18 protein-coding genes are annotated in these 18322 nt (G+C 72.8%); 4 read left to right on the top strand and 14 right to left on the bottom strand.

Annotated elements, in window-relative coordinates; genetic code table 11:
* Window positions 1-219: 219 nt before the first annotated feature.
* The 7 genes from ACFV7Q_RS15760 to ACFV7Q_RS15730 form a co-directional block, all read right to left on the bottom strand.
* The gene (locus ACFV7Q_RS15760; RefSeq protein WP_385428681.1) at window positions 220-1002 is read right to left on the bottom strand and encodes an ABC transporter ATP-binding protein; all 783 of its coding nucleotides are present in this window, start codon (window positions 1000-1002) and stop codon (window positions 220-222) included.
* Entirely contained in the window at window positions 995-1924 is a 930-nt protein-coding gene (locus ACFV7Q_RS15755) for an ABC transporter permease (RefSeq protein ID WP_385428679.1), read from the bottom strand. Before ACFV7Q_RS15755 ends, ACFV7Q_RS15760 begins: the two co-directional genes overlap by 8 nt.
* A gap of 96 nt (window positions 1925-2020) precedes the next feature.
* The gene (locus ACFV7Q_RS15750; RefSeq protein ID WP_385428704.1) at window positions 2021-2875 is read right to left on the bottom strand and encodes a glycosyltransferase; all 855 of its coding nucleotides are present in this window, start codon (window positions 2873-2875) and stop codon (window positions 2021-2023) included.
* A 35-nt stretch (window positions 2876-2910) separates the two neighbouring features.
* Complete coding sequence (locus tag ACFV7Q_RS15745) at window positions 2911-3690, bottom strand: CDP-alcohol phosphatidyltransferase family protein (protein ID WP_385428677.1); 780 nt, start codon at window positions 3688-3690, stop codon at window positions 2911-2913.
* Window positions 3668-4729: an iron-containing alcohol dehydrogenase family protein gene (locus ACFV7Q_RS15740; protein ID WP_385428675.1), complete on the bottom strand. Its 1062-nt coding sequence runs from the start codon at window positions 4727-4729 to the stop codon at window positions 3668-3670. The genes ACFV7Q_RS15745 and ACFV7Q_RS15740 overlap by 23 nt, the downstream gene beginning before the upstream one ends.
* The gene (locus ACFV7Q_RS15735; RefSeq protein WP_385428674.1) at window positions 4717-5469 is read right to left on the bottom strand and encodes a sugar phosphate nucleotidyltransferase; all 753 of its coding nucleotides are present in this window, start codon (window positions 5467-5469) and stop codon (window positions 4717-4719) included. The genes ACFV7Q_RS15740 and ACFV7Q_RS15735 overlap by 13 nt, the downstream gene beginning before the upstream one ends.
* Entirely contained in the window at window positions 5466-7235 is a 1770-nt protein-coding gene (locus ACFV7Q_RS15730) for a DUF5941 domain-containing protein (RefSeq protein WP_385428703.1), read from the bottom strand. The genes ACFV7Q_RS15735 and ACFV7Q_RS15730 overlap by 4 nt, the downstream gene beginning before the upstream one ends.
* A 404-nt stretch (window positions 7236-7639) precedes the next feature.
* Between ACFV7Q_RS15730 and ACFV7Q_RS15725 the strand changes: the two genes are divergently transcribed.
* Window positions 7640-8947 carry a GNAT family N-acetyltransferase gene (locus ACFV7Q_RS15725; protein ID WP_385428672.1) on the top strand — a complete coding sequence of 436 codons (1308 nt, stop codon included), beginning with the start codon at window positions 7640-7642 and terminating at the stop codon, window positions 8945-8947.
* 155 nt (window positions 8948-9102) lie between these two features.
* Window positions 9103-9702, top strand: a complete 600-nt coding sequence (gene idi / locus ACFV7Q_RS15720; protein ID WP_385428671.1) for an isopentenyl-diphosphate Delta-isomerase — start codon at window positions 9103-9105, stop codon at window positions 9700-9702.
* 83 nt (window positions 9703-9785) lie between these two features.
* Here the strand turns inward: idi and ACFV7Q_RS15715 are convergent, their stop codons facing one another.
* Both ACFV7Q_RS15715 and ACFV7Q_RS15710 read right to left on the bottom strand, forming a co-directional pair.
* Entirely contained in the window at window positions 9786-10307 is a 522-nt protein-coding gene (locus ACFV7Q_RS15715; protein ID WP_385428702.1) for an ATP-binding protein, read from the bottom strand.
* Window positions 10308-10437: 130 nt separating this feature from the next.
* Complete coding sequence (locus ACFV7Q_RS15710; RefSeq protein ID WP_385428669.1) at window positions 10438-11187, bottom strand: HdeD family acid-resistance protein; 750 nt, start codon at window positions 11185-11187, stop codon at window positions 10438-10440.
* 75 nt (window positions 11188-11262) lie between these two features.
* Here ACFV7Q_RS15710 and ACFV7Q_RS15705 point away from each other — a divergent pair, with 75 nt between their 5' ends.
* Entirely contained in the window at window positions 11263-12015 is a 753-nt protein-coding gene (locus tag ACFV7Q_RS15705; RefSeq protein ID WP_385428667.1) for an enoyl-CoA hydratase/isomerase family protein, read from the top strand.
* Here the strand turns inward: ACFV7Q_RS15705 and ACFV7Q_RS15700 are convergent.
* The gene (locus ACFV7Q_RS15700; protein WP_385428666.1) at window positions 11999-12637 is read right to left on the bottom strand and encodes a DJ-1/PfpI family protein; all 639 of its coding nucleotides are present in this window, start codon (window positions 12635-12637) and stop codon (window positions 11999-12001) included. The genes ACFV7Q_RS15705 and ACFV7Q_RS15700 overlap by 17 nt on opposite strands.
* 194 nt (window positions 12638-12831) lie before the next feature.
* Entirely contained in the window at window positions 12832-13791 is a 960-nt protein-coding gene (locus tag ACFV7Q_RS15695) for a GlxA family transcriptional regulator (protein WP_385428664.1), read from the bottom strand.
* A 125-nt stretch (window positions 13792-13916) separates the two neighbouring features.
* On the opposite strand from ACFV7Q_RS15695, the gene ACFV7Q_RS15690 reads away from it, so the two are divergent.
* A complete protein-coding gene (locus tag ACFV7Q_RS15690; protein ID WP_385428662.1) occupies window positions 13917-15554 on the top strand; it encodes an ABC-F family ATP-binding cassette domain-containing protein in 1638 nt (545 codons plus the stop codon).
* Window positions 15555-15628: 74 nt separating this feature from the next.
* Here the strand turns inward: ACFV7Q_RS15690 and ACFV7Q_RS15685 are convergent, their stop codons facing one another.
* Genes ACFV7Q_RS15685 through ACFV7Q_RS15675 form a run of 3 tightly spaced genes read right to left on the bottom strand, consistent with a single transcriptional unit; the run spans window position 15629 to window position 18114 of the window.
* Window positions 15629-16402 (bottom strand): SDR family NAD(P)-dependent oxidoreductase, encoded by a 774-nt coding sequence (locus ACFV7Q_RS15685; protein ID WP_385428660.1) that lies wholly within the window; start codon window positions 16400-16402, stop codon window positions 15629-15631.
* 40 nt (window positions 16403-16442) lie between these two features.
* Window positions 16443-17624: an MAB_1171c family putative transporter gene (locus ACFV7Q_RS15680; protein ID WP_385428658.1), complete on the bottom strand. Its 1182-nt coding sequence runs from the start codon at window positions 17622-17624 to the stop codon at window positions 16443-16445.
* The gene (locus ACFV7Q_RS15675) at window positions 17614-18114 is read right to left on the bottom strand and encodes a hypothetical protein (protein WP_385428656.1); all 501 of its coding nucleotides are present in this window, start codon (window positions 18112-18114) and stop codon (window positions 17614-17616) included. The genes ACFV7Q_RS15680 and ACFV7Q_RS15675 overlap by 11 nt, the downstream gene beginning before the upstream one ends.
* Window positions 18115-18322: the final 208 nt, after the last annotated feature.

Here is an 18322-nt window from a genome sequence, read left to right as displayed (position 1 = left end):
CTGCGGGGAAGCATCCCCTCTTGCCGCGGTTCAGGACCGCCCCAGCTTACGCCGTACGACCCGGCGGAACCGTCCGGGGTATTCGCACCGCTACCGAATGTCGGCCCGCATTGCCCCGGACGCTCCCCGGGGGGCGACCGGGGACACTGCCCGGTGCGCACCGGGCGGCACACCGAGGCCCCCGCCGCACGGGGCGGCGGGGGCCTGCGGTGCCGGCGGTCAGTGACCGGTCGCCTTCTCGTAGGCCGAGACGACCTCTTCGGTGGGCCCGTCCATCAGCAGCTCGCCCTTCTCCAGCCACAGGACGCGGCTGCAGGTGTCGCGGATGGACTTGTTGTTGTGGCTCACGAGGAAGACGGTGCCCGCCTGCTTGCGCAGCTCGCGGATGCGGTCCTCGGAGCGCACTTGGAACTTGCGGTCACCGGTGGCCAGCGCCTCGTCGATCATCAGCACGTCGTGGTCCTTGGCCGCCGCGATGGAGAAGCGCAGGCGCGCGGCCATGCCGGAGGAGTACGTGCGCATCGGCAGGGAGATGAAGTCGCCCTTCTCGTTGATGCCCGAGAAATCGACGATGTCCTGGTACCGCTCGTGGATCTGCTCGCGGCTCATGCCCATGGCGAGACCGCCCAGGACCACGTTGCGCTCGCCGGTGAGGTCGTTCATCAGCGCCGCGTTGACGCCCAGCAGCGAGGGCTGGCCGTCGGTGTAGACCTTGCCCTCCTCGCAGGGCAGCAGGCCCGCGATGGCACGCAGCAGGGTGGACTTGCCGGAGCCGTTCGAGCCGATCAGGCCGATGGCCTCGCCGCGGTAGGCGGTGAAGGAGACACCGCGCACGGCGTGGACCCGCCGGACGCCCGGGGCGTCGCCCTTGCCCCTGCGGAGTATCTTGCTCAGCGCCGCCGTGGCGCTGCCCTTGCCGGAGCTGCCGGTGTTGACCCGGTAGACGATGTGGACGTCGTCGGCGATGACGGTGGGGACGCGGCCCCTGTTGTTCTCAGCCACGGCCGTAACGCTCCTCAGCCTTCCAGAAGTACACGAATCCGCCGACGCCGATGAGGACGGACCAGCCGACGGCGAACGCCCAGACGTGCGGCGGCAGGTTCTCGCGGCCGTAGTCGTCGATCAGGGCGAAGCGGATCAGGTCCATGTAGATCGCCGCCGGGTTCCACTGGAGCACGTCCGCGATCCACGCGGGCCGGTCCTTGAGCATCTCGTTGATCGAGAACATGACGCCGGAGGCGTACATCCAGGTGCGCGTCAGGAACGGCATCAGCTGCGCGAGGTCCGGGGTCTTGGCGCCCATGCGCGCGAAGATCAGGGCGAGGCCGGTGTTGAAGACGAACTGGAGCACCAGCGCCGGCACCACGAGCAGCCAGGACAGCTTCGGGTAGTTGCCGAACAGCACCGTGACGACGAACACGACCAGCATCGAGTACAGCAGCTGCTGGAGCTGCTGCATCGAGAAGGAGATCGGCAGGGAGGCGCGCGGGAAGTGCAGGGCGCGGACCAGTCCGAGGTTGGACGGGATGGCGCGCACGCCGGCCATCAGCGAGCTCTGGGTGAAGGTGAAGACGAAGATGCCGATCACCAGGAAGGGGACGTAGACCCCCTTCTCCATACCCCGGCCCGCGTTCAGGATCAGGCCGAAGATCAGGTAGTAGACCAGCGCGTTGAGCAGCGGCGTCGCCACCTGCCAGAGCTGGCCGAGCTTGGCCTGGCTGTACTGAGCGACCAGCTTGGCCCGCGAGAACGCCAGGATGAAGTGGCGCCGGTCCCACAGCTGCCGCACGTATCCGGCAAGACTGGGCCGGGCGCCGCTGACGGACAGGCCGTACTTCCTGGCGAGCTCGGCGGGGCTCAGCCCCGCGTCTTCGGACGGCGGCTGGCTCGTGGCGAGGGCGCCATCCTGGGTTGTGTCACTCACAAGTTGAAACTTTCCGTCTTCAAGATGCGGCAGTAGGTGGCATCGGGCGTGGGACGCACGGACCGTGACCGCGCCATGTTCTCAGACGCCGGGGCGTCAGATGACAGGCGGTCGCCCCAGCCGGGTCAGCCGCCAGACCGTGCGCCACCTCATGGGGCGCCGGGGACCGCAGGGGGTGGTCCAGCCCTCCTTGAAACCGCCGAACCAGGCCTTGAGGGCCGGGACCGAGGGCCTGCGCAGGAGCGTCAGCAGCAGCCAGACGCCCACGTAGACCGGCACCAGCGGGGCGGGCAGGTTGCGGCGGGCGAGCCACACCCGGTTACGGGCCACCATACGGTGGTAGACCGCGTGCCGGGAGGGGGCGGTCTTCGGGTGCAGCAGCACCATGTCCGCCCGGTAGTCGATCGACCACCCTGCGTCGAGGGCCCGCCAGGCCAGGTCGGTCTCCTCGTGCGCGTAGAAGAACTCCGCGGGCAGGTCTCCGACCTGCGCGAGCACCGGAGTGCGCACGGCGTTGGCGCCGCCCAGGAAGGTCGTCACGCGGGAGGAGCGCATCGGGTCCGAGGCGCGCAGCCGGGGCACGTGCCGGCGCTGGGTCTCACCGGACTCCGGGTCGGCGATCCGGAAGCTGATGATGCCGAGCCGGGGGTCCTCGGTGAAGGCCTGGCGGCACAGCTCGGCGGTGTCGGTGCGCTCCAGCAGCCCGTCGTCGTCGAGGAAGAGCAGGACGTCGACGTCGTAGCCGTCGCCGCCGCCGGAGCGGAAGGCCTCGATGCCGACGTTGCGGCCGCCGGGGATGCCCAGGTTCTCGGGCAGGGAGACCGTCCGCACGCTGTCGGGGAGCCCGGTGACCTCGACGCCCTGGCCCACGACGACGACCTCGACGGGGTCGCCCTCCTGGCGGGCCACGGAGTCGATCAGCGCCTTCAGCTCGTCGGGGCGGTTGCCCATGGTGATGATCACCGCGCCGACGCGCAGCGGGGCGCTCACCGCAGCCTGCTGGAGACGAGGACGGACACCAGGTGCAGCACCGTCTGCAGCAGCGCGATGCCGGCCAGGACGGCCACGCCGAGCCGCGTGAAGAACAGGTCGCCCTGCACCTGGTCCACCACGGCCAGCACCAGGACGAGCAGCGACGCCTCGATGCCGAGGATCAGCCGGTGGAACTTCAGCGCGGACGCCGCCCGGCGGGCGAGGGCCATGCCGGACGAGCGCGGCTCGGCCGCGGCCTCCTTGACCGGGGCCATGCCGGCCTGGTGACGGGCGACCCCGACCAGGTCGGTCTCCGCCTTGATCAGGATGGCGCCGAGCGCCGCGAGGGTGCCGAGGAAGGCCCACAACCAGTCGATGCGGCCGCCGCCCCACAGGTCCGCGGCGCGCAGGCCGAGGCCGACGAGCACGGCCGCGTCGCACAGGTAGGCGCCGACGCGGTCCAGGTACACGCCGGAGAGCGAGTACTGCTTCTTCCAGCGGGCGAGCTCACCGTCGACGCAGTCGAGCAGCAGGTAGAGCTGGACGAAGACGACGCCGAGGACGGCTCCCCAGATCCCGGGGACCAGCAGGGCCGGAGCGGCGAGCACGCCGCACAGGGTCATCAGGTAGGTCAGCTGGTTGGGGGTGACCTTGGTGTTCGCCAGCAGGCGGGTGATGCGCAGCGAGACCTCGCGCATGTAGAGGCGGCCGCCCCAGTGCTCGCCGCTGCGCCGGTCCTTGACGCCCGCCGGGTGCACGACGGGCCGGAGTTCAGCTACGGATGGTCTTGGCATAGTCGGCGTACGCGTCCCTGATATCGGCGGCGGACAGGTTGAGGTGCTCCAGGACCGTGAAGCGTCCCGGGCGGGTCTGGGGGGCGTACTCCACGGCGGCGACGAACTCGTCCACGCTGAACCCGATCTCGGCGGGCAGCACGGGCATCCCGTGGCGGCGCAGCACCTCGACGAACAGCCCCGACTGCTCGGCCGCCCCCCGCAGGTGCATCGCGAAGGCGGCGCCGAGACCGACCTGCTCGCCGTGGAGCGCGGAGCGCCCGGGGTAGAGCAGGTCGAAGGCGTGGCTGATCTCGTGGCAGGCCCCGGAGGCGGGCCGCGTGTCCCCGCTGATCGACATGGCGATGCCGGTGAGGACGAGGGCCTCGGCGAGCACGGTGAGGAACTCGTCGTCCCCGCAGCCGCCGGGGTGGCGCAGGACCGACTCGCCGGCGGTCCGGGCCATGGCGGCGGCCAGGCCGTCGACGTGCTCGCCGTTGATCCGGTGCGACAGCTCCCAGTCGGCGATCGACGAAATGTTGGAGAGGGCGTCGCCGATGCCCGCGCGCACGAACCGCGCCGGGGCCTCCCGGATCACGTCGAGGTCGATGACCATCGCGATCGGCGTGGGCACGCCGTAGGAGCCGCGGCCGTTGTCGTTGTCGAGGGTCGCGACGGGCGAGCAGATGCCGTCGTGGGAGAGGTTGGTGGCGACGGCCACCATGGGCAGCCCGACCCGCGCCGCGGCGTACTTCGCCACGTCGATGATCTTGCCGCCGCCCAGGCCCACGACGGCGTCGTAGCGGCGGCCCTTTATGTCGTCGGCCAGCTTGACCGCGGAGTCGATGGTGCCGTCGACGACCGGGTACCAGTCGGCGTGCGGCAGGGCGGGCTCCAGCTTGGCGCGCAGCACCTGGCCGGAGCCGCCGCTGATGGCGATCGCCAGCTTGCCGGCGGCGGAGATCCGCTGGTCGGCGAGGATGCCGTCCAGCTTGTCCATCGCCCCGCAGCTGATGTCGACGACGACGGGTGAGGGGATGAGCCTCGTCAGTACTGGCATGCGATCGTCCGGCCCTTGGCGAGGTCGTCGTGGTTGTCGATCTCGACCCACTTGACGTCGCCGATGGGGGCCACGTCGACCACGAAGCCGTCGTTGACGAGCTGCTGGTAGCCGTCCTCGTAGTAGAGGTCGGGGTCCCGCTCGAAGGTGGTCTTCAGCGCCTCGGCCAGGGCCTCGGCGGCCTCGGGCTCGATCAGGGTGACGCCGATGTACTCGCCGGTGGCGTCGGCCGGGTCCATCAGCTTGGTGATCTTCTGGACACCCTTGCCGTCGGCGGTGACGACCTTCATCTCCTCGTCGGCCAGCTGCTTGACCGTGTCGAGGGCCAGGATGATCTTCTGGCCGTTGCCGCGGGCCGCGAGGAGGGTCTCCTCGACGGAGACCGGGTGGACGGTGTCGCCGTTGGCGAGGATCACGCCCCGCTTCAGGACCTCACGGGCGCACCACAGGGAGTAGGCGTTGTTCCACTCCTCGGCCTTGTCGTTGTCGATCAGCGTGATCTTCAGCCCGTACTTGGCCTCCAGCGCGGCCTGGCGCGCGTAGACGGCCTCCTTGCGGTAGCCGACGACGATCGCGACCTCGGTCAGGCCGACCGCGGCGAAGTTGCCGAGGGTCAGGTCGAGGACCGTCAGGCTCTCCTCGTCGCCCGCGGGGCCGACGGGCACGAGGGCCTTGGGCAAGGTGTCGGTGTAGGGACGCAGGCGGCGTCCGGCACCGGCAGCGAGGACGAGGCCGATCATGCTGGTTCTCCTTCGTCATGTACGGCGGGTGCCCCGGAGGAGACCCAGAAGCGGATGCTCTCCACGAGCACCACGAGTGCCACGAACACGGCGAGGACCGTGAGCGCGACGGGGAACACGTCCCGGGCGAGGACCGCGGCCAGGACCACGGTCAGCAGGACCCGGCCGTCATGGCCGCCGATGGTCCACACCAGCCACCTCGGGGGCGCGCCGGAGCCTCCGCGGATGCGGTAGACCGTGTCGTAGTGATGGTAGGCGACCGCCGCGACCAGTCCGAATGCGGCCGGAAGGGCCCCGGGGACGTCCGCCTTGGCGGCGAGCACGAGGACGGTGAGGTACTCGGCCGCCCGGAACAGCGGTGGAAGAAGCCAGTCCAGGGCTCCCTTGAGCGGGGTGGCGACGGCGCTGCCGCTCAGCACGACGTACAGCCACGCACAGAAGATCACCACCCAGCTGCCGTACGGCAGGCTCCACGCGGCCCCGACCACCAGTGCGGCGCCGATCGCGGCGAAGAGCACGCGGAGCGGCTGGCGGACCGTGGCCCGCGCGACGGACTCGGCCAGCGGGCCGGAGTCGGCGAGGTCGGCCAGCGCCCCGGCGGCCCGGTCGGTGCGCACGGCCTTGCGGGTCAGCGAGCGCAGGACGCGGCCCGCGGTGGTGTAGAGGGCGCCGAAGGCGCAGCCGACGAGCAGGGCGTAGAACACGGTCCGCGGGGTGGTGAACGCGGTCAGCACCGCGATCATGGCCCAGCGCTCGCCGATCGGGAGGATGATCATGCGCCGGGCCCAGACCGTCCAGCCGACGCTGTCGAGCCGGTCGGAGAGGGCGGCGGTGGGGCTCGTGTTGGCCGTGGCGTCGTGGTTGGCCTCGTTGAAGGAGAAGTCCACGACGTGCCGGCAGGTCATCAGGATCATGGCGCCGAGGGCGAGGGCCCAGACGTCGTCGCCGGTCCGGGCGGCGCCGAGGGCGAGGCCCGCGTAGAAGGAGTACTCCTTCGCCCGGTCGAAGGTCGCGTCGAGCCAGGCACCCATCGTCGAGTACTGCAGGGAGTAGCGGGCGAGCTGCCCGTCGGTGCAGTCCAGGACGAAGGAGACGAGCAGCAGCACGCCCGCGGTGACGTAGCCCCAGCGGTCGCCGGTGGCGGCGCAGCCTGCCGCTATCAGCGCGGTGACGAGCGAAGCGGTGGTGACCTGGTTCGGAGTCAGGCCGCGGCGCGCGCACCAGCGGGCGATGTAGCGCGAGTACGGGCTGATGAAGAAGGTGGTGAAGAACCCGTCACGGGACTTCACGGCGGACCGCAGCCGCACGGCCTCCTCGTCCACGGCGGCGACCGCGGCGGAGGCGGCCTCGCGCTCGACCCCGTCGGCGGGGACGGCGGCGACCAGGCTGCCGAGCTCGGGCCGCTGGACGGCGGTTCCGCCGGCCTCGACTGCGGCGGCGAGCCGGTCGGCGTACGGGCCGCTGCCGTCCGCCGGCAGCGCCACGGCCTCGTCCAGGGCCGCACGGGCGGCGGGCTGGACGGTGAAGGCGCCGGGCACGGCACAGGCGTCGAAGCGGGGGTCGGTCAGTGCGAGCCGCAGCGCGTGGACGTGGCCGACGAAGGCGCTGTCCACCACGGCCACCCGCTGCCCCGCGGGTACGCCGGCCAGCACCGCGGCGGCGTCCTCGGGCGCAGCGGCGGGGCGGACGTCGAAGCCGAGGGAGCACAGATCGTCGTTAAGCGGTGATCCGGGGACCGGCAGGCCGGTGAGGATGACGGTCGACAGACGAACTCACTCCTTGCAGCGAACACGGCGGCGGGCGGCGCGCGGGGGCGGCGGCGCACGTCGGCAGAGGCTATCGGATGTACGGAAGCTGGGGTTCACCACCCGTTTGCTCCCCGATGAGCCGAAGATTCCGAGCTCCGGGGCCCGGTGGGATCATCATCATCGGTGATCGCGTCGAGGTCCCACAAACCCCGGGGTGTTAAAGTGGGGCGGCTCACGCACGATGCGTGTGATATGAGCGGCATACGTGATGCAGGTGACAGGAGGTGGGTTGATGACCGTCGCAGTGGTCGCTGCCGAGCGCAGCGCGTTCCGGTCCATCCCCGCTTTCCTCCGGGCTGCCGGCCGGGCCTGATCACCGCGATCCGGCTCGTCGGCCGCGGCCCCCTCACCAAGGGTTCACGTTGACCGACCACTCCGCTTCCCCTTCCCCTTCCCCTTCCGCACTCACCTCCGCTTTCTTCGCCCTCCACCGCGGCCTGCCCCGGCAGGCTCCCGGCTCCGCGGAGACCACCCGGCACCTGCTCTCCCTGTGCGGACCGCTGCCCGAGCGGCCGCGCGTCCTCGACCTCGGCTGCGGTCCCGGCCGTAGTGCCCTGCTGCTCGCCGCGGAGGCCGGTGCGCACGGCGCCGAGGTGACCGCCGTCGACCTGCACGAGGGCTTCCTCGACGAACTGCGCGCCGCGGCCGCGGACCTCGGGCTCGACGGCCGCGTCCACCCCGTCAACGCCGACATGGGCGCGCTCCCCCACCCCGACGGGTCCTTCGACCTCGTCTGGGCGGAGGGCTCCGCCTACGTCCTCGGCTTCGACGCCGCGCTCGCCCGGTGGAAGCGCCTCCTCGCGCCGGGCGGCACCCTCGTGCTCACCGAGTGCGAGTGGACGACCGACGAGCCGTCCGCCGGGGCCCGCACCTTCTGGGACCCGCACTACGCCCTGCGCTCCACCGCCCGCAACATCGCCGCCGCCCAAGCGGCCGGGTACCGGGTGCTGGGTGTCCACCACCTGTCCGACTCCGACTGGGCCGCCTACTACGGCCCGCTCGCCGCGCGGGCCGATGAGGTCGAGGCCTCCGCCGGGCCCGACCCGGACCCGGCCACGGCCGCCGCGCTCGCCGGCGCCCGCGAGGAGATCGCCGTACGGGCCCGGCACGGCCACGAGTACGGGTACACCGGCTACGTCCTGCGCCCGGTGACCGCCGGTGAAGGCCCCGCCTGGCCGGCCCGTCCGGAGACCGCCTCCGACAGGGGTGCGGTACGGGCCGTCAACCTCGCGGCCTTCGACACACCGCTCGAAGCGGATCTCGTGGACGCGCTGCGCGCCGACCCCGCCTGGCTGCCGGGCCTGTCGTACGTGGCCGGCGCCCCCGACGGCCCGGTCGCGGCGCACGCCCTGCTGACCCGCTGCGAGGTCGACGGCGTGCCGGCGCTCGCACTCGCCCCGGTGGCCGTCGACCCGGCGGTCCAGCGCTCGGGCGCGGGCAGCTCCGTCGTACGGGCGCTGCTGGCGGCCGCGAAGGAGCAGGGGGAGGCGCTGGTCCTCGTCCTCGGGCACCCGGCCTACTACCCGCGCTTCGGCTTCGTGCCGGCCTCGCGGTTCGGGATCCGGGCGCCCTTCGAGGTCCCGGACGAGGCGATGATGGCACTGGTGCTCGACGATTCCGTCCCCGTCCCGCGGGGAACGATCACGTATCCGACCCCCTTCGGGGTCTGATATCGCAGGTGGGACCGCGTGTGAGCCGCACGCGGACCGGCCGCCCCCCGGCACTTGTCACGCGCCGGGGGGCGGACATGCGCGGATCGCCGAAGTGGGGACCGGACTCCCGTGTACGGCAGACTGAGGGCCGGAGTCCGAAGCGAAGGATGGGTATGCCGACCACACCAGCCACCGCCGCGAACAGCGCACCCCACGGCACCGGCAGTCAAGAACCGATCATGCTCGAACTGGTCGACGAGTCGGGCAACACCATCGGCACGGCGGAAAAGCTCTCCGCCCACCAGGCGCCCGGTCTGCTGCACCGGGCCTTCTCCGTGTTCCTCTTCGACGAGCAGGGCCGCCTGCTGCTCCAGCAGCGCGCCCTCGGGAAGTACCACTCCCCCGGCGTCTGGTCGAACACGTGCTGCGGCCACCCCTACCCCGGGGAGTCGCCGTTCGCGGCGGCGGCCCGGCGCACCCACGAGGAGCTGGGCCTGTCGCCCTCGCTGCTCGCGGAGGCGGGGACGGTGCGCTACAACCACCCGGACCCCGCGTCGGGCCTGGTGGAGCAGGAGTACAACCACCTGTTCGTGGGACTCGCTCAGGCCGCGGTGCGGCCGGATCCGCACGAGGTGGCCGACACCGCCTTCGTCACACCGGGCGAGCTGGCCGAGCGGCACGCGGCGGTTCCGTTCTCGGCCTGGTTCATGACCGTGCTGGACGCGGCGCGGCCCGCGATCCGCGAGCTGACGGGCGACGCGGCGGGCTGGTAGGCCGCGCGCCCGCCGGTACGCCGGAGCCGCCCCGCCCGCTTCCCGGCACTCCGTGCGTCGCTGACCGGTACGCCGTACGCCGGTCAGCGCGGCGGGCGCGGGACGGGACGGGACGGGACGGCGGCCGGAGCGGTGAGCGGCAGGGCCGCCCAGATGACCTTGCCGCCGGTCGAGGTGTGCTCGACGTCGCACAGCCCGCCGGCCTCCCGGGTGGTCTCGCGCACCAGGAGCAGGCCGCGGCCGCCGGTCTGGCCGAAATCCGCCTCCAGTGCCTTGGGCCGGTACGGGTGGTTGTCCTCGACGGCGACCCGTACCCAGGCCCGGCCGATCGCGACCTCGACCGCGACCTCCGGCGAGAGCAGGGCCGCGTGCCGGACCGAGTTCGTCACCAGCTCGGAGACGATCAGCAGCAGGGAGTACACCAGGTCCCGGTCGGCGGGGACGCCCTGGCGGCCCAGCAGGTCGCGGACGGCCCGGCGGGCCTGCGGAACGGATTCTTCAACGGCGGGCACGGTGAACCGCCACACACCTTCGTACGCGAGAGGGCCGGCCGGGGGCTCCGGCTCACCCACCTTGGCCGGCGGGACACTCCCGCTGAGATCCATCTTGCGGCCCCGTCCTTCGCACTCGATCGTCTCCACGGGTCCAGGGTGGGGAACGGGCTGGTCCGGACCGGACCGCTGACAACAAGTCAGCGCCTATCGGACACCTTTTGACCACACGTTTGCGCCGGCGTCAGTCGTTCGACCGTTCCTGACCTTTGGTGGGGCGCATTCCGGCCGCACCGGGCGTCCCGCCCGCCGCGTCTTCCGCTCCGGACTCCTCGTCTTGCCTGACCACGTCCAGGATCCGGCGGCCGCCCACCCCCAGGGCCAGCAGGCTCAGTCCGTCGAACAACAGGGCGACGGAAAAGAAGGTTCCGATCACGTACAGGCTGTTGCCGGGCCACTCGGCCAGGACCAGCAGGCCCAGCAGAACGCCGAAAGCGCCCTGCACGAGCAGCAGCCCGAAGTGGGTGCCCCGCACCACCAGCGCCCCGACCAGCCGGAACACCCCGGCGGTGAGGAAGAGCAGGGCCGCGAACATGGTCAGCGCCTCGGCGCTCGCCCCGGGGCGGCGCAGGACCACGAAGCCGGCGGCGATGTTGATCGCGGCGACGATGACCGCGAGCCAGAAGTGGTTGCTCCCGCGGGACTGGACGGCATGGAGCAGGCCCACCACCCCACCGATCAGCAACAGCCAGCCGAACAGGAACATCGAGGTGAGGGCGGCCACGTTCGCGTACACGAGACCCAGCAGGCCTGCCAGCACCAGGATCACGCCGAGCACGGCCAGCCAGCCGAGGCGGCGGCGCAGCCGCCCGGCGTCCTCGACCTTGGTCCGGTCCGCGGCGCGGTCCGCCCCGTCCGCGTCCGCGCCCTTCGATCGGCCCGCCCGGCCCGCCCGGTCTGCTCGGTCTGCTCGGTCTGCCCGGTCTGCGCCCATGGGGTGTCACCTTTCCGCAGCCCCCGTACGGACTCCTTGATCATAGGATCGGGGGCCCGGGATAGCATCCGGCGCATGGACGCAGCCCAGGAAGCAGCCCTGCTGCACACCGTCGCCGACGGGGTCGCCACGGTCGTCATCTCGCACCCCGCCAAGCGCAACGCCATGACCGCGCAGATGTGGCGGGCACTGCCCGGACTGCTGGCGGCCCTCGCCGCCGACCCGGAGGTGCGGGTGCTCGTCCTGACCGGGGACGGGCCGACCTTCTGCGCCGGCGCCGACATCTCCTCCCTCACCGGTGACGAGGACCCCCAAGCCCTGTCCGTCGCCGCCGAGGAAGCACTGGCCGCCTTCCCCGGGCCCACGGTCGCCGCGATCCGCGGGTTCTGCGTCGGCGGCGGCAGCCAGCTCGCCGCCGCCTGCGACCTGCGCTTCGCGGAGGAGGGGGCCTCGTTCGGCGTGACCCCGGCCCGGCTCGGCCTCGTCTACCCGGCCTCCTCCACCCGCCGGCTGGCCGGTCTGGTCGGGCCGGCCACCGCCAAGTACCTGCTCTTCTCCGCCGAGCTGATCGACGCGGAACACGCCCTGCGCGCGGGCTTCCTCAACGAGCTCCTGCCCGCCGGCCTGCTGGACGAGCGGATCGCGGAGTTCACCCGCGTCCTGACGAGCCGTTCCGCACTGACGCAGGCGGCGGCGAAGGAGTTCGCCGACGGGCGGACCGACCGGGACGGCTACTGGGCCCGGCAGCAGGCGGACAGCGGCGACCCCGCGGAGGGCGCCGCCGCGTTCCTGGAACGGCGTACGCCGAAGTTCACCTGGACTGCGTGAGCGGGTTGGAGTCACGCAGCCGTGCGACCAGCTCGGCGGGGGCCTTGTCGGGCGAGCCGGCGTCGTAGGGCGGCTGGGGGTCGTACTCGATCATCAGCTGCGCGGTCCGGGCGAAGTCGTCACCGGCGATGCGGCCGAGCAGGGTCAGCCCCATGTCGATGCCGGAGGACACTCCGGCGGCGGTGACGTACTTGCCGTCGAAGACCACCCGCTCACCCGTCGGGTCGGCGCCGAAGGCGGGCAGCCGGTCCAGGTACAGCCAGTGGCCCGTGGCGCGGCGGCCTTCGAGCAGGCCCGCGGCAGCCAGGAGGAGCGAGCCGGTGCAGACGGACGTGGTCCAAGTGGTCGTCGCGTCGACCGCGCGCAGCCAGTCGAGGACCGCCGGGTTGTCCATCTCCCTCTCCGGGTGGGGCCCGCCCGGTACGACGACGATGTCGGGGCGGGTCACCTCGTCGAGGCCCTTGTCGGCGACGAGGGAGAGGCGGCCGCTGTCGCAGCGTACGGGGCCGGGGCGCTCCGCGACGAAGACGGTCTCGGAGTCGGGGAGGTGGACCAGGGTCTCGTAGGGGCCGATGGCGTCGAGGGCGGTGAAGCCGGGGTAGAGCAGGACGGCTGTTCGCATGTCTCCTCCAGGGTTCCGGTGTGCGGGTGGTGTGGGTCGTGCCGCGGGTGCGGCTGTGGGTGGCCGGGCGCGCAGTGGGCCGCGCCCCCGGCGGGGTTCGCCCAGGGCCCGGGGGTCTCGTCGGGCCGGGCGCGCGGTTCCCCGGCCCCCGGCCCTGGCGGCGGGGGCTTCGATCCGCGGGCCCGCGGCCCTGGTCAGGGGTGGCCGAAGAGGCGGCGGTATTCGGCCGGCGGCTGCCCCAGGGTTTTGACGAAGGCGCGGCGCAGGGCCTCCGGGGTGCCGTAGCCGCAGGCACGGGCGATCTGGGCGACGCCCTTCCCGCTGGCCTCCAGCAGCCGCCGGGCGTGCTCCACGCGGACCCTCTCCACGTACCGCCCCGGCGTCACTCCCGTCTCCGCCTGGAAGGCCCGGGCGAAGTGCCGGGGTGAGAGCCGGGCCCTGGCCGCCAGGGCCGGCACGCTCAGGTCCGCGGACGGATGCTCGGTGATCCAGTGCTGGACCTCGCGCAGCGGCTCCCGGTGGGCCATCTGGGTCGCCAGCTGGGCGCTGAACTGCGCCTGGTTGCCCGGCCGGCGCAGGAAGACCACGAGCTGCCGGGCGATCTCCCACGCGATGTCCCGCCCGTGGTCCTCCTCCACCAGCGCCAGGGCCAGGTCGATCCCCGCCGTGACCCCGGCCGATGTGGCGACCCGCCCGTCCCGTACGTAGATCGGGTCCGGTTCGACCGCCACCCGCGGGTAGTCGCGGGCCATCTGCTCGCACGCGGACCAGTGCGTGGTCGCCCGGCGGCCGTCCAGCAGCCCGGCCTCCGCGAGCAGCAGCCCGCCCGTGCACACGGACACCAGTCGCTGCGCTCCACCCCCGTAGGAGCGCAGCCAGTCGGTGAGCCGCGCGTCGAAATCGCCCGAGTACCGGCCGCCGGGCACCAGGAGCGTGGTGCCGGGGCCCGGCAGCTCGTCCTCCAGGTCCCCGTCCGGCACCAGCGTGAGCCCGCTGCTGGTCCGCACCGAGACTCCGCCCACGGAGGCGGTCCGGATCGTGTAGCCGGCCCGGCCGGGGAAGTACCCGACTCCGGCGAAGACTTCGACCGGACCGGTCACGTCCAGGCTCTGCAGCCCGTCGTAGAGGACGACGAGCACTTTGTGCGACGACATGACCCCATGGTGTGAGACGGGGCGAGACGGCCGCAACGCCGGGCATCCCACCTATCCGGCCACCGGGTCGTCGGGCCGTCCGGGCCGTCCGGCCGCCGGCGCGGCGCGGATAGGATCGGTGGACCATGACTGCAACCCTCGTCGCCAAGAACCTCAGCGCCGCGCACGGCGAGCGCACGCTCTTCGCCGGGCTCGACCTCGTCGTCGCACCCGGCGACGTCATCGGCCTCGTCGGTGTCAACGGCGCGGGCAAGTCGTCCCTGTTGCGGCTGCTCGCCGGCCTGGACACCCCCGAGTCCGGCGAGCTGCGGCTGTCCCCGCCCACCGCCGCCGTGGGCCACCTCCCGCAGGAACCGGAGCGCCGTGCCGGTGAGTCCGTACGCGAGTTCCTGACCCGGCGCACCGGTGTCGCCGCCGCCCAGGCGGAGCTGGACGCGGCGACGCAGGGCCTGGTGGACGGGACTCCCGGCGCGGACGACGCGTACGCGGCGGCGCTGGACCGGTGGCTGAACCTCGGCGGGGCGGACCTCGACGAGCGGGCCCAGGAGATCGCCGACGAGCTCGGCCTCGGCGTGAGCCTGGACCTGCCGATGACCGCCCTGTCCGGCGGCCAGGCGGCCCGCGCGGGCCTGGCCTCGCTGCTGCTGTCCCGCTACGACGTGTTCCTGCTCGACGAGCCGACCAACGACCTCGACCTGGAGGGCCTGGAGCGGCTGGAGCGGTTCGTCACGGGTCTGCGCGCCGGCACGGTCGTCATCAGCCACGACCGCGAGTTCCTGACCCGGACCGTCACCAAGGTCCTCGAACTCGACCTGGCACAGCAGCAGATCAACCTCTACGGCGGCGGCTACGACGCCTACCTGGAGGAGCGGGCCCGGGACCGCGCGCACGCCCGCGAGGAGTACGAGGAGTACGCCGACAAGCGCGCCGCGCTGGAGGGCCGGGCCCTGATGCAGCGCAACTGGATGGACAAGGGCGTCCGCAACGCCCGCCGAAAGGCCTCGGACAACGACAAGATCGGCCGGAAGCTGCGCGGCGAGGCGAGCGAGAAGCAGGCCGCCAAGGCCCGCCAGACGCAGCGCGCCATCGAGCGGCTGGAGGTGGTCGAGGAGCCGCGCAAGGAGTGGGAGCTGCGCATGGAGATCGCGGCGGCCCCGCGCTCCGGGTCCGTGGTCGCGACCCTGCGCGAGGCGACCGTGCAGCGCGGGGACTTCTCCTTCGGCCCGGCCAGTTTCCAGCTCGACTGGGCGGACCGGGTGGCGATCACCGGCGCGAACGGCGCGGGCAAGTCGACGCTGCTGGCGGTGCTGCTGGGCCGGGTGGCCCCGGACTCCGGTGCGGCCTCGCTCGGTTCGGGCGTGCAGGTCGGCGAGGTCGACCAGGCGCGCGGCCTGTTCCTGGGCGAGGAGTCTCTGCTGGAGGCGTTCTGTGCGGCGGTCCCGGACACCGAGCCGGCCGACGTGCGGACCCTGCTGGCGAAGTTCGGTCTGAAGGCGGCGCACGTGCTGCGCCCGGCGGCGACGCTGTCCCCGGGCGAGCGGACCCGGGCGGCGCTGGCGCTGCTCCAGGGCCGTGGGGTGAACCTCCTGGTGCTGGACGAGCCGACGAACCACCTGGACCTGCCGGCGATCGAGCAGCTGGAGTCGGCGCTGGAGGCGTACGAGGGCACGCTGCTGCTCGTCACGCACGACCGGCGGATGCTGGACGCGGTGCGCGTGACCCGCCGCCTCCAGGTCGCGGACGGCAAGGTCGTGGAGCTCTAGCGGCCGCCCCGGGCGGACGGGTCCGGCCGCCCGGGCCCCGCTACCGCCCGCTGCCGGCTACGGCCCCGCTGTGGCTACCGGTCCGCGGGTGGGCGGCGGGTGCGGGCCATCCTCCGGGCCACGAAGCCGCGCGGGAGGTGCCGGGCGGCCAGGGCGTACGCCCGGTAGTGGCGGCCGGTGATGCTGACCGGCCGGCGCAGGGCGAGGTCCCGCAGGGCCTTGGCCACCACGGCCTCCGGCTGGAGCCAGACCGCCTCCCGCAGGGAGCTCACGTCCATGCCGGCGCGCGCCTGGAACTCGGTGCGGGTGAACCCGGGGACCACGGCCAGCACGCGGACGCCGTACGGCTCCATGTCGACCCGCAGGGACTCGCTGAACGCGGTCACCCAGGCCTTGGCGGCCCCGTACGTCCCGGTCGGCAGCAGTCCGGCCACCGAGGACACGTTCAGCACGGCGCCGCGGCGCCGCTCGCGCAGCCCGGGCAGCACGGCGTGGGTGAGCCGCAGCGGGACCTTCACCAGCAGGTCGAGCATCCGCTCCTCGTCCTCGACGGGGCTGTGCGGGAAGGGGGCGGCCAGCCCGAACCCCGCGTTGTTGACCAGGACGTCGACCGGCCGGGCGGGGTCGGCGAGCCGCGCGGCGACGGCCGCGCAGCCGGCCTCGTCCAGCAGGTCGGCGGGGAGCACCTCGCACTGCGTGCCGTACTCGCGGCCGAGTCCGCGGGCGACGGTGTGCAGGCGGTCCTCGTCGCGGGCGACGAGCACGAGGTCGCAGCCCTTGGCGGCGAAGCCGCGGGCGAAGGCGGCACCGAGACCGGAACTGGCCCCGGTGATCACTACGGTGGTCAAGACGGCGTCACCTGTCTTCTCCTGCGGTCGTACGGGTGGTTCAGGGCGCGAAGTCGGCGGTGGCCGGGGATCCGTAGGCCTGGGCGACGTCGACGAGGAAGCGCGCCTCGTCCTCCAGGCCGTCCTCGCCCCCGGCGGAGTGCTGCATGACGGCCGGCAGCACCCAGTACGCGGCCTGCCAGGGCTTCCCGGGGTGTCCGGCGAGCTTGGCGCCGCGCGCCTCCTTGAGGACGCAGGCGAGGGCGGCCGCCGTGCGCAGCGGTTCGGGGACCCCGCGGAGCGTGACGTGGCTGCGGGCGAGCTCGGGGACGCCGGGGGCGACGTACTCGCCGAGGATGAGGATCGCGTCGCGGGTCTCGATGACCTTGCGGTAGACGAGCATGGTGCGCGGGACCGGCGGCCACACCAGTTCCAGGAGCCGGCCCGCCCGGGGCTGGGTGAGCACGACGTGCGGAACGGCCTGGACCAGGTCGCGCCACAGCGGCCACAGCCGCCAGGCGGTCGCGGTGTCGGCGGCGGTGCGGCGCAGCGTGAACACGGTGGGGACGAGGATGGCGGCGGCACGCAGCAGCCCGTGCAGGTTCATCATCAGCGGCAGTGCGGGCATCGCCCAGGAGGTGCCGAACAGGGCCTTGAGGAGGTAGAAGAACCAGAACACGCCGGCCAGGGCGGTGCCGAGGCCGAACAGCCGCAGTCCGAGCGCCAGCGCCCTGCTCTCGGTGCGGCAGCTGTAGCGCCAGCACAGCGCGACGCATGCGCTGTTGGCGAGCAGGTGCGCGGCGATGAGGACCAGCCAGTAGGCGAGGGAGGGCACGGGGCCGCCCCGCGGCGGGATGGTGTGGGCGCCGTGTCCGGGCGCGGCCAGGTCGAGGACGACGAGGAGGGTCAGCCAGGCGACCGTGCCCGCCCAGGCGGCGCGTTGCAGGGTGCGGCCGCGGGTGGCGGACGCCACGAAGTAGAGGACGGCGCCTGCGGAGAGCACGCCGGTGAGGTTGCGGACGAGCCCGACGGTGTGGGCGTAGCCGGGGTCGCGCATCGCGTAGGCGATGACGTCGGGGAGGTTGAGGGTCATCGCTGCGGCGGCGGTGGCGACGGCGAGCCACAAGCCGCGCTGCTGCGGGGAGCGCAGGGCGGCGGGGGCGCGCAGCAGGACGGCGGTCCACAGGCAGACCACGCTGGGGACGGCGAGCCAGTCGCCGAGCGCGATGAGCTCAGTGGCCACGGCGGCGCCGCTCGTATCCCATGGCGGACTCCAGCCGGGCGAGGGTGCCGCAGGGTTCGGCGGCCGGCTGTGGGCAGGGGGTGGCGGTGCGGATGCGGATCATGCTGGCGAGCATCTCCGCCTCCTGCTCCTGCCGGGTGGTGTAGTCGGTACGGCCGAGCACGACGGGGGCCTGGCCGTCGTGCTCTTCGCCCTCCAGGGAGTGGTGGCCGAAGAGGATGTGGCCGAGTTCGTGGAGGACGATGTGCTCGCGGTGCAGCGGGGTGGTCTTCTCCTCGTAGAAGACGTAGTCGACGCGGGCGGTGCCCACCCACAGTCCGCAGACGCCGGTCGCCGCCGCTTCCTCGGGCAGCGGGTGGAGGCGGATGGGGCGTCCGCGCATCTCGGCTATCCGTCCGCACAGCCCCTCCAGCGAGAACGGATGGGGTAGATCCAGATGGCCGAGAATCTTCTCGCACCGTTTGCGGAGGCCGAGTTGAGAGTGGGCCATGTGATCCCTCTTCGGACCCTTTCGCGGGCAGCGTCGGTAGGCGTGGGCAGGCATGGGCGTGGCGTCCTGTGCCGTCAAGGGGGCCTCGGGGTGTGCGGTCCTGAGGGAAACGGAAAGCCCGTCCGCCTGACGACGAACGGGCGTTCCACCATGCCTACAGATCACGTACGGGAGTTCGCAAGGCGGGTCCCCGCACGAGGTTCCGTTT

This window comes from Streptomyces sp. NPDC059851 (genome assembly GCF_042732005.1).
Lineage (GTDB): Bacteria > Actinomycetota > Actinomycetes > Streptomycetales > Streptomycetaceae > Streptomyces.
This window is presented reverse-complemented; position numbering and strand designations above follow the sequence as displayed.